The sequence below is a fragment of the Kibdelosporangium banguiense genome, assembly GCF_017876405.1.
GTDB classification, from domain to species: domain Bacteria; phylum Actinomycetota; class Actinomycetes; order Mycobacteriales; family Pseudonocardiaceae; genus Kibdelosporangium; species Kibdelosporangium banguiense.
This window is the reverse complement of the sequence record NZ_JAGINW010000001.1, coordinates 9,197,881-9,210,320: the sequence shown is the minus strand read 5'-3', so window position 1 is coordinate 9,210,320 and position 12,440 is coordinate 9,197,881. Positions and strand designations below refer to the sequence as shown.

The 12,440-nt window shown below is 66.4% G+C and carries 10 protein-coding genes; 4 read left to right on the top strand and 6 right to left on the bottom strand.

The window, feature by feature from the left end; translation table 11 throughout:
* Nucleotides 1-75 precede the first annotated feature (75 nt).
* Complete coding sequence (locus JOF56_RS41890; protein WP_209645138.1) at nucleotides 76-1,359, top strand: hypothetical protein; 1,284 nt, start codon at nucleotides 76-78, stop codon at nucleotides 1,357-1,359.
* A gap of 90 nt (nucleotides 1,360-1,449) precedes the next feature.
* On the opposite strand, the gene JOF56_RS41885 is transcribed toward JOF56_RS41890, so the two are convergent.
* Nucleotides 1,450-2,922 carry a flavin-containing monooxygenase gene (locus tag JOF56_RS41885; protein ID WP_209645137.1) on the bottom strand — a complete coding sequence of 491 codons (1,473 nt, stop codon included), beginning with the start codon at nucleotides 2,920-2,922 and terminating at the stop codon, nucleotides 1,450-1,452.
* 134 nt (nucleotides 2,923-3,056) lie between these two features.
* The gene (locus JOF56_RS41880) at nucleotides 3,057-4,157 is read right to left on the bottom strand and encodes a calcium-binding protein (RefSeq protein ID WP_209645136.1); all 1,101 of its coding nucleotides are present in this window, start codon (nucleotides 4,155-4,157) and stop codon (nucleotides 3,057-3,059) included.
* A 300-nt stretch (nucleotides 4,158-4,457) separates the two neighbouring features.
* On the opposite strand from JOF56_RS41880, the gene JOF56_RS41875 reads away from it, so the two are divergent.
* The 3 genes from JOF56_RS41875 (at nucleotide 4,458) to JOF56_RS41865 (ending at nucleotide 6,253) form a co-directional block, all read left to right on the top strand.
* On the top strand, nucleotides 4,458-4,961 hold the full coding sequence (locus tag JOF56_RS41875) for an RICIN domain-containing protein (RefSeq protein WP_209645135.1): 504 nt from the start codon (nucleotides 4,458-4,460) through the stop codon (nucleotides 4,959-4,961).
* Between the two features lie 96 nt (nucleotides 4,962-5,057).
* Nucleotides 5,058-5,291, top strand: a complete 234-nt coding sequence (locus JOF56_RS41870; RefSeq protein ID WP_209645134.1) for a hypothetical protein — start codon at nucleotides 5,058-5,060, stop codon at nucleotides 5,289-5,291.
* Nucleotides 5,292-5,620: 329 nt separating this feature from the next.
* Nucleotides 5,621-6,253 carry a tetratricopeptide repeat protein gene (locus JOF56_RS41865; protein ID WP_209645133.1) on the top strand — a complete coding sequence of 211 codons (633 nt, stop codon included), beginning with the start codon at nucleotides 5,621-5,623 and terminating at the stop codon, nucleotides 6,251-6,253.
* Here JOF56_RS41865 and JOF56_RS41860 read toward each other — a convergent pair.
* The 4 genes from JOF56_RS41860 to JOF56_RS58635 all read right to left on the bottom strand — a co-directional run bounded on the left by JOF56_RS41860 (nucleotide 6,247) and on the right by JOF56_RS58635 (nucleotide 12,346).
* Complete coding sequence (locus JOF56_RS41860) at nucleotides 6,247-9,999, bottom strand: tetratricopeptide repeat protein (RefSeq protein WP_209645132.1); 3,753 nt, start codon at nucleotides 9,997-9,999, stop codon at nucleotides 6,247-6,249. The genes JOF56_RS41865 and JOF56_RS41860 overlap by 7 nt on opposite strands.
* Before the next feature lie 56 nt (nucleotides 10,000-10,055).
* Entirely contained in the window at nucleotides 10,056-11,000 is a 945-nt protein-coding gene (locus tag JOF56_RS41855) for an acyltransferase domain-containing protein (protein ID WP_209645131.1), read from the bottom strand.
* Between the two features lie 98 nt (nucleotides 11,001-11,098).
* Nucleotides 11,099-11,620 (bottom strand): hypothetical protein, encoded by a 522-nt coding sequence (locus tag JOF56_RS41850; protein ID WP_209645130.1) that lies wholly within the window; start codon nucleotides 11,618-11,620, stop codon nucleotides 11,099-11,101.
* A 207-nt stretch (nucleotides 11,621-11,827) separates the two neighbouring features.
* Nucleotides 11,828-12,346, bottom strand: a complete 519-nt coding sequence (locus JOF56_RS58635) for a hypothetical protein (RefSeq protein ID WP_245378597.1) — start codon at nucleotides 12,344-12,346, stop codon at nucleotides 11,828-11,830.
* Between the last annotated feature and the right edge of the window lie 94 nt (nucleotides 12,347-12,440).

The window sequence follows — 12,440 nt, the reverse complement described above, 5'->3', positions numbered from 1 at the left end:
CCGCTGGTTTCCAGCCTCCCGTGGTGCGTACCGTTCGAAGCGATGGCTTTGGGCCGTTCGGTGGGAGGCAGTCTGATGGCTCAGTTCGGCCGTGGATTCCAGCTGCGTGTGATGGATCTGATGGATGAGGGGCAGGGGCGGCATGCGACGGGCGACCTGCCGGCCGCGATCGATCGCTACCAGCAGGCCGCTGTGCTGGTGGGTGAAGCGGTCGAGGCCGAACCGGACGAGCCGGGCCACTCTCAGCAACTCGGTTCGATGCAGTACACGCTCGGTGAGTGGCTGCTGGAGGCTGGAGACTTCGACGCCGCCGGCCATGCACTCAACCAGGCCGAGACCGCCTACCAGCGACTCGGTGTCCTCAGTGGACAGCAGGACGCGAGCGCGGTCCGTCAGCTGATCACCGACGTGGTGATCCGGCGTGCCCGGGTGGCCGCCATGGCGGGCCGGCCCTTGTCCGCCATCGCCGACACGCAGCAGGCGGTGCTGTCCTGCCTCGACTGCCTCAGTGACGAACCTGGTGACCCGCGCCGGGCCGATGCGGCCCGGGTGCTGGCCTTCGCCGGTCAGGTGCAGCTGATGATCGGAGGCGACCCGGATCTCGCAGTCGGGGCGGCCGACTGGGCACTGCGGGAGTACCTGATCGCCTTCCGGAGGGGCGATGAGCTCGCCATACCCGCCATGCACGCACCGGCGGTCAAGACTGCGGGCCGAGTCGCCAGCCTGGTACACACCGCAGCGGGACGAACGGACCTGGCCAGGGCTGCCGGCCATTTCGCCACACTCGACAGCGTAGGTGGGTTCGATCCCGCCACACTGGCATACGCACCGACGCTGGCCGAGGTGCTCGATGGCGCGGACATGAAAGACCTGCGAAGGTCGCACACCGCGCCGGCCACCGATGTCGCTCTTCTCGTACCGGCCATGCGGTGTGACCCGCAACTGGCTCCAGCATTGGCGGAAACCTTGTTCGGCCTGCAGACCAGCCTCGCCGACGAGCAGGCGGAGTTGCTCCTCGGGCTGGAGGTGCACGCCCTGATGGCCGCGGCTTCCCAGCAACGGGTGCTCGCCCTGCGCTACCAGTTCGGACACGTGGGGCAGATCTGGGCGGCCGCGGTCGTCAACTTCGGGGAGCGGCACGCCGAACAAGGCCAGTGGCCGGCGGCAGTCGACGCCGCGGGCTGGCTCACCGCGATAGTCCAGCAGCTCGTCCCGCACACGATGATCGACCCCAAGGCCCGCACCACCGCGATCGAGTGTGCACGCTGGCAGCACAGCATCTACCACGCAGTCGGCAACACCACCGCGGCAGACGATGTCGCGCAGGTGGTCGACATGTTGGAGCGGCTCGCCACCTGAGGCTCAGTCCGACCGCTTGCAGGACAGGCGTGTGCACAGTGCTTCAGCCCTGGGCGGCTTTGTACCGATTTTCCGCGGCCTGGCCTGCCATCATGTGGCGACCGGTTGACGACGGGTTGCCGAGAAGGCGGAAGATGGGTCGCGGCGGGTCATTTTCCGGTACTTTCTTGTCGAGGCGGGCCATGGGTTTGTCACGTGGCCTGACTCGGTTTTGTACCAGCTGTCGCAGCCTGCCTGCCAGACGGTCCGGGATATGGCTGTGTTGAGCCATGAGCGGTAGGAGTCCATTGCTTCTGTGCGGACTTCGACTTCGCCAGGCAGCATTCGCAGGCAGTTCAGGATGTAGTGGACCTGGCACTCGATCATGAAGATGTTCGAATTGTGCCCGAGGATTGTGTTGGGTCCGTGCACCATGAAGAAGTTCGGGAATCCAGGCACAGCTATACCCAGATAGGCCTCGGCTGCCGTGGCCCACTGTTCGTGGAGATTCTTTCCGCCTCGGCCACGCACGGTCATCGGGACGAGGAACTCGGTGGTCCGGAATCCGGTGGCGTAGACGATCACGTCGGCTGGGTGATGTGTGCCGTCTTCGGTCTTGATGCCCGAGGGGGTGAGCCTGGCTATTCCTTCCGTCACCAGATGCACGTTCTCGCGGTTGAACGCCGGATAGTAGGAGTTGTCGATGACTATCCGTTTGCAGCCGATCGGGTAATCAGGCGTGAGGTTTGCCCGCACGACCCGATCGGGCACTTGGCGGCGCAGATGCCGGCGGGCGGCCCACGCGGTCGGCTGGAAGGTCCATCCACGTCTGATCACGGGAGTGAGGAGTGTGTCGGCAGCGAGGTAGGTCGCCGCCCGGTAGGCCGGCTGCAAAGCGGGAAACCGGTCGAACGCCCATCGGGTGACGCGTCCGAATTCCGCTTTCGGTTTCGGGATCACCCAACTGGGCGTCCGTTGGAAGACCGAGACCCGCCGGGCCCGCTCGGCCACGTGCGGCAGCAGTTGGGCCGCGCTCGATCCGGTGCCGACGACGGCGACATCGCGACCGGTCAGATCGACGCCGTGATCCCACTCGGCGGTGTGGAAAACCTCGCCGTGAAAGTTCTCCCAGCCGGCGAACTTCGGGAACTTGGGCCGGTGCAATTGGCCCACGGCCGACACCACGACGTCAAAGACATGCTCCAGCCCGTCGCCGGTGACTATGGTCCAGTGCGCCGACATTTCATCGTAGTCGGCGGACACGACCTCGGCCCCGGTCTTCAGGTGACGGCGCAGATCGTACTTCTCAGTCACTCGCCGGAGGTAGTCGAGGATATCCTGCTGGCCGGGATAGCGAACCGTCGCGCTTCGATATCTCTCGAAGGAGTATGAATACAGATGCGAGGGGACGTCACAGCCGCAACCGGGGTACGTATTGTCGCGCCAAATACCACCGACCTCGTCCGCCTTCTCGAAGATGACGAACGACTCGATCCCCATCCGCTTCAACTCGGCCGCCATGCACAGGCCACCGAATCCGGCACCGATTATGGCGACCGAGACCCCACTGTTGATCTTCGACACAGCCGGAATACAACTGGCGGTGACGCCGGCCCGTCAAGATCTGCCGAGTGTCCGGGCTAGTTCTGGCCACATTGACAATTCGGCCAGTGAAGGCGGGCTGTTCACGCTGCCCGCAGCGTGAACAGCCCGGTGTGTCAGGGGCAGTTGGCTGTGATGTCACCGAGGTCGGCCTTGCATCGGTCGATACCTGGCCCTCCGTCGGTCCGGTCGTTGCCGGCGATGTTGTCGACGGTGTTGATGAGGTCGTCGCCTGCCTCGCCGAAGATCGTGTTGGCCTGGTCGCTTCCGGTGAGGCTGTCGGCCGCCTGGCTGCCGCGGACGTTCTCCACATCGGTGCTGATGAAGTCGCTCTCGCCGGTCGCTGTGTCGCCGTCGTTGGTGAGCAGGTCCAACGTCACCGTGACTCCGGCGGTGCGCGGTGCGTAGGAGACGGTGTCGTTCCCGGTGAAGCCGAAGAACTGGTCGCCGCCGTCGACGGTTGGGTCGGAGATCATCTGGTCGTCCCCGGCGCCGCCGCCGACGATGTCGCCGTCCGGGCCGCCGAACAGGATGTCGTTGCCGTCCATCCCGCCGACCTGGTCGAAGCCGGCACCGCCGTTGAGTGTGTCGTCGCCAGCGCCGCCCAGCAGGATGTCCTCACCGCCCAGGCCGTCGATGCGGTCGGCGCCATCGCCGCCTTCGAGGAAATCCTGGCCCTGGCTGCCGATGATGGTGTCGTTGCCGGGACCGCCGTTGAGTTGCCCTTGCAGTACAGTCGATTGGTTCGCGGTCAGCGAGTCGTCGCCGGCGCCGCCCACGATGTTCTCGACGGTGAGATCAGCGTTGTCGCTCTCGCCTGCCGCGCCGTCGTCACCGATGTTGTCAAGGCTCACCCTGACCGCGCCTGTCCGGGCGCTGTAATCGATCGTGTCGTGGTCCGCGCCACCTTGGAAGACGTCGGCGCCGTCCGGCACGGCTTCGGCGACAAGGCGGTCGAGGCCGTCGCCGCCAAGGAAGAAGTCTTTGCCCGCGCCGAGACAGGCGATGTCGTTGCCACCAAGGCCTATCACTCGATCGTTGCCCGCACCGGCCGCGATCACGTCGTCGGCCGGAGTGCCTATGATCGAGTCGTCACCGGCTGTTCCGGTGATTGTCACCGGTCTACCGCCGCATGTCGCCTGGGCGTATGCCGGCCCGGCCGGGATGATCGTGATCCCGGCACAGATCACGATCGCGCCGATCCATGTCCTTCGCATTCTTGCTCCGTTCATGTCCCCACATCCGTCTACGATTTCGCCTTCTGGCAGGGAAATCCGTGCTCCGGATGCTGCCGGGGCGGATTGCAGGCCGGTTGCAGCGTCCGGCTGATCGTCATCAGAGCGAAGGTCTTGATCCACAAGGGACAATCAACGAGCCGGCCGGGTGAATCCGTACCGCCGCTTGTCGGCTAGGCGGCCCGGATCGGTGTGCCTAGGCTGGTTGACTCTGCCCGGACACAGGAACGGATGTGGCCATGCGCAAGCGTTTCGCGGTTTTATTTGCTGGTTTTGTTGGTGATGGCATCGGTTGTCCTGGCCGCGGCACCGGCAAATGCCGCCGTCTGGTGGTTGCAGTACTCCGACCGCAGCGCCCGGCTGTGCATGGACGTGTCCGGCGGCTCCAGCGCCGAGTTCGTGTTCATCCAGCAGGCCACGTGCAAGACCCCGGTCGGCAGCGGGTCGTACAACCAGACGTTCCAGCTCCAGACGCTCGGCAACGGCAACAAGTGGGTCATCGCGCGTAACAGCAACAAATGCGTCCAGATCTGGAACGAATCCAGCGCCGACGGCACGGGTATCCAGCAACTGAGCTGCTCCAGCAGCCTCGGCCAGCAATGGCAGACCCCGGTCGTCAGCGAGAACCCGAACGGGTCGGTCAACATCCTGTTCCGCAATGCTCTCAGCGGCAAATGCATCAGCGCCAACGGCAATGGCGCGGTCCTGACCCAGCAAACCTGCGACACCACCAATCTCCGCCAGGTGTGGCGCCAGCACCTGCGTGACGCAGGCGGCGGCAACTAACGGCGCATACCACTGGCCGGCTCGCGCCCGTTTGTCCGGGCAGGCTGCGCACAACGGTGGCTTGTGCCTCCGGTCGTCAGGCAGTCTGCTTGTCTGATGCGAAAACTTGTGGGTGTTCTGGGTATTTCCGCTGCTTTGGCGATGGGCGGCGCAGGTGTGGCCAATGCCGACACGTGGACGTGGATAGGTCCGTATCCGACGTTCGCCGCGTGCGAGATCTCCGAGCAGGGGTTCCGGGATGCCGGCCACTTGACGGCCGGTTGCGGCTATCGCGACCTCGCCTACCCCTGGCAGGACGGCTACTACTTCCCCGCATGGCCTGTCGAGTGAGTGGAATGGACATTTCCGGGACACAGTGAATTCGGAAACAACAGCCACGAAGGCGCTACCAGGATACGTGCCGCCGGATGTTCGACGGCCGCCCTGGAGGCGTGAGTGGAATTCCGAGTGCTGGGGTTGCTGGAAGTTTCGGCGAGCGACGGGTTGGTGCGTCTGACCAGCCTGCGGCAGCAAAAAATGCTCGCATTGTTGCTGATCAACGCCGACCGTGCGGTATCCTCAAGGACGAGAACGCAGGCGCGGATGTCGTCCCTGCCCGGCCGGTCGGGCAGGCGCACGCCCACCGCAGCCTCGGGCGTGCCCATGTCCACCTGGACCGGGTGTCCGACGCGATCGGTTACCTGACAGACGCCCAGCGCCTCTTCCAGGAGACGGGTGACGCGGCGGGCGAGGCCAGAGTCCACTTCGACCTGTGCTGGATCCGTGCCCGCCAGGGCGATCACCGGACGTCGCTGGCGCATGCCGAGCGGGCCTTCGAGTTGTTCTTCGGCATCGGCCACCGGTCAGGGCAGGCCAGAGCGCTCAACAACATCGCGTGGGGATACCACAACCATGGCGACGACGAGCAGGCCCTCGCCTCCGGCGAACGGGCCCTGCGCCTCAACCAGGAGATCGATGACCGGTACGGCGAGGCGGACACATGGGACACTCTCGGCCACGCCCACTCTGGGCTGGGCCACCACGAGGAGAGCATCGCGTGCTACGAACGTGCCGCCGCGCTCTACCGGGACCTCGGGCACCGGTGCGCCGAGGCCGAGACGATCGACCGGCTGGGCGACGCGCACCACGCCGAAGGAGCCGTCCAGGCCGCACGTGAAGCCTGGCGGCGGGCAATGACCGTCCTCCTCGAGCTCAGGCACCCGGACGCGGACGCCGTCCGTGCGAAACTGCGCTCGGCCGGTTCCCGTGGTCACGGTGACTTTCTCCGCAGTTTGATCACTGGCGCTCATTGAGGCGTTCGGCCGGCGGCGGCCTTCGCGGTCGCCAGCCGGTCGGACGCGTCGGCGATTCCCGGCGGATCGCCCAGCTCTTCACGCAGATCCAGCGCCTGCTGGTGAGCCCGCACCGCCTCGGCCGGCCGGCCGTGCCTCAGGTGATGCTCGCCCAGGTCGGCTGCGGCTTCCGCGCATATCCCGAGTTCGAACAGCGTGTGGCCCAGATCGGCGCGCCGGCTGAGGTACTCGATGACCCGGCTGGGCTCTCCCATTCTCTCGGCTGCCCGCGCGCAGTCCTTCAGCGTCCGCGCTACTGCCCAAGGGTCTTCGAGCGCGTCGCACACCGAGAGGCACTCGTCCAGGGGCCCAGGATTCTGTTGCGCCACAGCGAGTTCCGCCAAGGCCTGGGCCACCGCCCGATCGTCGCCCAACGTCCGCACGACCGCCAGCCGGGTTTGACATGTGGCGATCGCGGCGTCCGTGTCCCCGCCTTCCAGCTGTGCCTTGGCCAAACCGGCCAAGTGGTGCGCCCTGGCCCCGTCGCCATTGCGGTCACCCAGGTCGGCGGCTTGCCGGAAATACGCCTGCGCCGCACCGAACTGGCCGCGAGCTGTGGCGATCTCTCCCAGCAGTCCCAGGAACCGGAGTTGTCCACGGTCGGCCTCGGTCCGCACGGCCACTTCTACCCCGTGCCGGGCGAACGACTCCGCCTCGGCGAACCGGCGTTGGTCGAGCAGGGCCCGCACCAGATCGGCGCGGAACTTGGCGGTCCAGGTGAAATCCTCGATTGCGGTCAGGAAATCCAGGTGGTACCGCAGCAGTTCGATCGCCTCGGTGGCCCGCCCCTGCTTGATCCTCATCTGCGCGAAATACCCCTGCAGGGTCAACGCCCGCCGGTCGCCACCCTGGCGTTGCAAGGTCGGCAACGCCGCCCAGTAACACTGCTCGGCCTCGGCGAACCGGTACTGCTGGCTGTAGTAGTGAACAAGGTCGGCCAACGTCCATGCCGCCGGATCGAGCATCTCGCGCGTGGAAAGCGCGACCGCTTCCGACAGACGCCGTGCGGCCTGATCGAATTCACGCCGCAGAACATGGGTTTCCGCGACCATGCCGAGCATTTGCACCACGCCGTACGTGTTGCCGGCCTCCTGGCGCACTGCAAGCCCGCGTTCGAAAGTGGCCAACGCGTCGTCGAACCGGCCGGACTCGCGATGGCAGTACGCGATATCCACGAGATTCCAGCCCGTACGGTACGAGTCGACGCCCATCGACGTGCGGACACCGACAGCCGCCTCGTGCATGTCGATCGCTACGCGGAAACGGCCCATGTCCTGGTACATGTTCCCCAAATAGTCCAGAGCGACCGCTTCGGTCTTGGGATCGTCGAGCTGCCGGGACAGGTCTCGCGCTTTCACCATGCAGGGAACGGCTTCCGCATCCCGGTAGGCCGATCGGTAGACTTCGGCAAGCTTCATCAACGATTCGGCGCTACCGTCCTCAATGATGTAGCCGACAGCGGTGGCGATCCGCCCTTGAGCGGCATGGAACCGCGCGAGGTTCTGCGCACCGTGTTTGAGCGCTGCCGGGCGTTGGCCACGCATCCAGTCGTCGGACTGCGGGACTCGGAAGTCTCCGGCATCACTGTGGAATCCCAGACTCACGAGAAAACCGCGATTTCGCGCCTGTGGATCGTTGAGCGAGCGTCCGGCGGCCAGCAGTTGTCGCAGAAACTCCTTGGCCACCCCGATGCGTCCCAGGCTCAGCGCGGTATCGACCAGCTCGGCCAGCACCTCGGCCCGTTCGCGTGGTTCCGGCTGGGATGCCAGGATTTCCAGCGCCTTCAGCTGGCAGTCGATGGCCTGGGCAGCCACACCGAACTCGCGCAGGATCTGGCCGTACAGTGCGAATGCTCGGGCCCTGCTCACCTGGTCGTCGAAGGTTGTGGTGTACAGGGTCACGGCCCGGTCCACACACCGGAGCGCGGTCACGACTTCACTGCGCAAACGGTCCGCGTCCGCTTGACGAATCAGCGCATCCGCCTCGAACCACGGATCGTTCAGCTCACGCCAGATTTCCTGCGTCCTGGTCAGGCATTCGGTTGTCTCGTCGAAGAGAAGCTGGTGGGAATAGAGCTGTGCCAGGTTCGCCAGTGCCCACGCCTCCGCGCGCCGATTCCCCAGCGCCCGTAGCCGTTCGACGCAGTCCACTGCCGCCTTGCGGGCCAGCCCGATCCGGCCGCTTTCCAGGTAGGCGTCCGCGACGATCCGGAGAACATCCGCGTGGTCGGCCGGTGGCAGCTCCTGGATGCCTTGGGGGAGTGGCAGTTCGGCCTCGACAGTGGTCGTCTGGGCCAGGTACAGCATGATCTCGGCTTGGATCCGGACCTTGAGCACGGCGTTGGTCGTCTTCGAGGCTTGTCCGAGCGTGGCCCGCCAGTCGTCGACGTGCATCCGCTCACGGAAGAACGGCGCCAGCAAGCACGCGGTTTCCGCCGATGCACCGGACATGACCAACGCGACGAGGTTGGCGCGTTCGCCTTCCAGCCACCGCAGGGCGTCCCATTTGGTCCTGTGCTCGCGCTCGACGTCCAGCCGCGAGTTGATCCACGCGGTCGCCCCGGCCACCCGATCGCGGTACCACCCGGCGAGCCGCCGCATGGGTTCCGGGTCCGCGCCGAGCTCGCGGGCATACAGCCGAAGCAGGTCATGGAACCGGTAGCGCTGCGAAACGTACTGGTCCAACAGGTTCGCCCGGGTCAGCTCGGTCAGCAACCGCCGGGTCGCACCCAGCACGGTAGCCGCCTCGAAGCCGATCTCCGGTCCGGGATGGCTGCCGAGGTTGCGGAACAGCTCAGCGGCCTGCGGCGAGAGAGACTTGTACGACCACGAGAACACCGCTTGCAGATCGGTGTTCTCGTCTCCGGCATGGAACGCGGAGAGACGATCGCGTTCGTCGCGAAGCTCGGCCACCAGTTCGTCCAACGGAAGATCCGGCTCCGAGGCGCCACGAGCCCCGACGATCGCCAGCGCGAGGGGCAGCCCGCTGCACGATTCGGTCAGGGACGTGACCGCGTCCGCCTCCGCCGCAGCCCGGTCAGTCCCGACGCGGTGGGCCAGCAGCTCGTGCGCCTCCTCCTGGGCGAGCACGTCCAGGGGCATCAACCGGGCACCGTCCAGCGCGACCAGCCCGGTGAGGCGGTTGCGGCTGGTGATGATCACCCCGCAGAGCGGACTGCCCGGCAGCAACGGCCGGACCTGGTCCACGTCCCGGGCGTTGTCCAGCACGATCAGCATCCGCCGGTCGGAGACCAGGCTGCGGAACAATGCCGCCCGAGCGTTCACGTCCGTCGGAACAGAGCCCGCGGGCAGGTCGAAGGCGTTGAGGAAGCCCTGAAGCGCCTCCGCAGGCCGGACAGGGTCGCCGCTCGCCGAAAACCCCTGGAGGTTGACGTACAACTGCCCGTCGGGAAACCGGTTCACGGCCCGGTGCGCCCAGTGCAGCGCGAGCGTGGTCTTGCCTATACCCGCTGAGCCGTCGATCGCCGAGATCACCACGGATCCAGCGGGATCGGCCTCGAACACCGCGTCCAGCTCGGCGAGCTGGTCAGCACGACCCACAAACCCTGGTGCGGCTACGGGGAGCTGACGTGGCAGTGGCAGGCGCGGGTCCACAACGATGCCGACGTTGACGTCGCCCTGGATCGTGTGCGCTTGGACGACCACGTCCGCCATGCCTGACATGCTGTTGGCGGCGGACTCGGGCACATCCACCATTCTCGCAGCAGGATGTGGCCAGCCGCAGCAGCGGAAACAGCCTGTGGCTAGAACGGGAAGCGGCCGCGGCGCCAGTACCAGTGGCGGCCGGCCTTCAGGTGGTCGATGACCGCGCGCTGGAGCAGGGTGCGGTGGGGCAGTTGGTCGAGCGGCGTGGTCAGGGTGCGGAACACGAAGCGCCGTACCTCGACGTCGGCGTCCAGCCCTTCCGGCTCCTGGTAGGGCTCCAGCTCGAACCTCTGCTGGAAACGGGCGATGTTGGAGTCCTCGGGCAGGTACTCCAGCAGTTGCGGGTCAAGCAGCCACGAGCCGCAGGAGAACGCCGTGTGGTGCTCGTCGGGAAAGTGGCGCGGGAAGAACGCGCGGGCCTCGTCGAGCGACGCCGTGACCGCCTCCGGGGTCATCGGCCCTGCCTCGGTGATGTGCAGGTCGATGGCGGTGCTGCCGCGCTGGTGCTGCAGCCGGCCCAGCTCGTAGAGGCCGCCGCGCGCATGCAGCGTCAGCCAGCTTTGCATGACCGGCCAGCCCTCGCCGTGCATCCGCCGGTCGATCGCGAGGTTACGGCCCAGATCCGCGAGGGTCGTCCACGACACGGCATCGGCGATGCTGTGGTCGCGGTGGTATCCCATGACGACGTCGACCAGGGCCAAGTACGCGTACACGTAGAGATGGCGCCAGGCGGGGCCGCGTTCGCGTGGCAGCTCTGGCCCCGGCGGCAGCCAGCCGTAACCTCCGAGATCGGCGAGGACCAGGGCAATCGAGCGGTCGAGCAGCCAGCGCAGCTCGGGAGTCCATAGTGGAGAGTCGGGGTCGGGCCAGCCCGCCATGATCTCGGCGGCGTCGTCCGGCCGAACCGCGAGCCGGCCGAGGATCGCGGGCGCGTCGGCCTTGGCGGGCAGCGGAGCCGACGACCGGTCGCCGGCGAGCTGGTGCACGCGATCGACGTCCTCGACGGATACCCCGAGCCGGGCGGCGATGTCGTCCAGATCCACACCGACGACCCTACCGGCTGAGCCTTCCGGGCCGTTGTCATCAGAATTTGGACGTTCTCAGTGTCGCTTGGCGCTCTTCTCGCCGAGCGCACACTTTCTTATGAATGCCCCGCGACATTTACCGAACCGTTCAGAAGCATAGAGATGGCCCCCATCGCACCGGTGCGGAAGGCCACAGACAGCGCGTATCCGATGGCGGCATCGGCAGGCTGCGAATCGTCGGCCAGCCAACCCACGCTGAACTCGCCGTTGGTGTCCTCCATCCGGAACACGGCGATCTCGGCGCCCTCGCGGCTGAGCTCCGCGGTTTCGTCGGAGTCCGGCGTGAATCTGTAGTGCGTTCCGGCGAGGACCAGGTCGACCCGATACGAACGACGGGTCAGTTTTCCCGGGCCAGGCCGCAGTTCGGCCTCGACGCCGTCGACCGACATGGTCAGGTGGGCGGCTTCTCTGGTGCCGATCGGCACGAACTTGTTCAGTTCCGCGTCCGCAGAACGCTGGATGGCGACCGTGGGAACCTGCGTCCCGGAGACCTCGACCGCTCCACGCTCGGCGTTGACGCCGATCGTCACTACGCCGTAGCGCGCGTCGTCGACAACGCGGGTGCTGCTGAACTGCATGCCAACTCGCTTTCATGATCGGGCTTCCAAGACTACCGATCCACGATCGGATGAAACTGGGCATTGTTGTTTGCCTGCCCGTCACACGCGACTCCAATCGTGCGATGGTGGAGTTGTGGGGGAGGTGGTCTCGTTGAACCATCCGGTCTGCATCTGTCCGCAGGTGGAGACGACAGGCCGTGAGCCATGACGGCGTGCGCCCCGCAATCAGGCAACCGGCAGGTGCGCGGCAGACGCGCATCCGCTCGGCAGAGGCATCTCAACCAGGCATTGATGCGGATCGCGCGGCGGGCCGAGAGCACTGATCGCTACACGCTCGCGACGACCTACGTCACGGCCGGGTCGTTCTCGGCGATGCTGCACTCCACAGACCACCAGATCCTCTATGGACGCAGGGGGACCGGAAAGACACATGCCCTGCTCTACCTCGCGGACCTGATCGAACAGACCGGGGATCTGGCGGTCTACGTAGACCTGCGGACGATCGGTTCGGCCGGCGGGATGTACGCCGACAGCACTGTGAGCCTGGCGTTGCGCGGGACCCACCTGCTTGTGGACACGCTTGAGGCGGTGCACGAGGAGTTGCTCACGACCGCGATCGAACAAGAAGGCCACGAGAACCTGCTGCCCGGACTGGACGCGCTGGCCGAGGCGGCGACCGCCGTCCAGGTGGTCGGTGAGGTGGAACGCGAGACCAAGTTCGGTGACACGGCCGAGGTCACCCATGGGTTCGAGGTGTCCGCCGGTCCCGGTGCCAAGATATCCGCCGGGCGGCGGTCACTCAGGAGAGCCGGCTGCGGCGTACCGGGGTCGAGCAGCA

Bases quoted from the DNA above. Each gene is read 5' to 3' on its own strand.
- JOF56_RS58635 (WP_245378597.1), bottom strand. From the start codon at position 12,346: ATGGGTGACCTCGGCCGTGTCACCGAACTTGGTCTCGCGTTCCACCTC.
- JOF56_RS41870 (WP_209645134.1), top strand. From the start codon at position 5,058: ATGCGAAAACTTGTGGGTGTTCTGGGTATTTCCGCTGCTTTGGCGATG.
- JOF56_RS41850 (WP_209645130.1), bottom strand. From the start codon at position 11,620: ATGCAGTTCAGCAGCACCCGCGTTGTCGACGACGCGCGCTACGGCGTA.
- JOF56_RS41880 (WP_209645136.1), bottom strand. From the start codon at position 4,157: ATGCGAAGGACATGGATCGGCGCGATCGTGATCTGTGCCGGGATCACG.
- JOF56_RS41890 (WP_209645138.1), top strand. From the start codon at position 76: ATGGCTCAGTTCGGCCGTGGATTCCAGCTGCGTGTGATGGATCTGATG.
- JOF56_RS41875 (WP_209645135.1), top strand. From the start codon at position 4,458: ATGGCATCGGTTGTCCTGGCCGCGGCACCGGCAAATGCCGCCGTCTGG.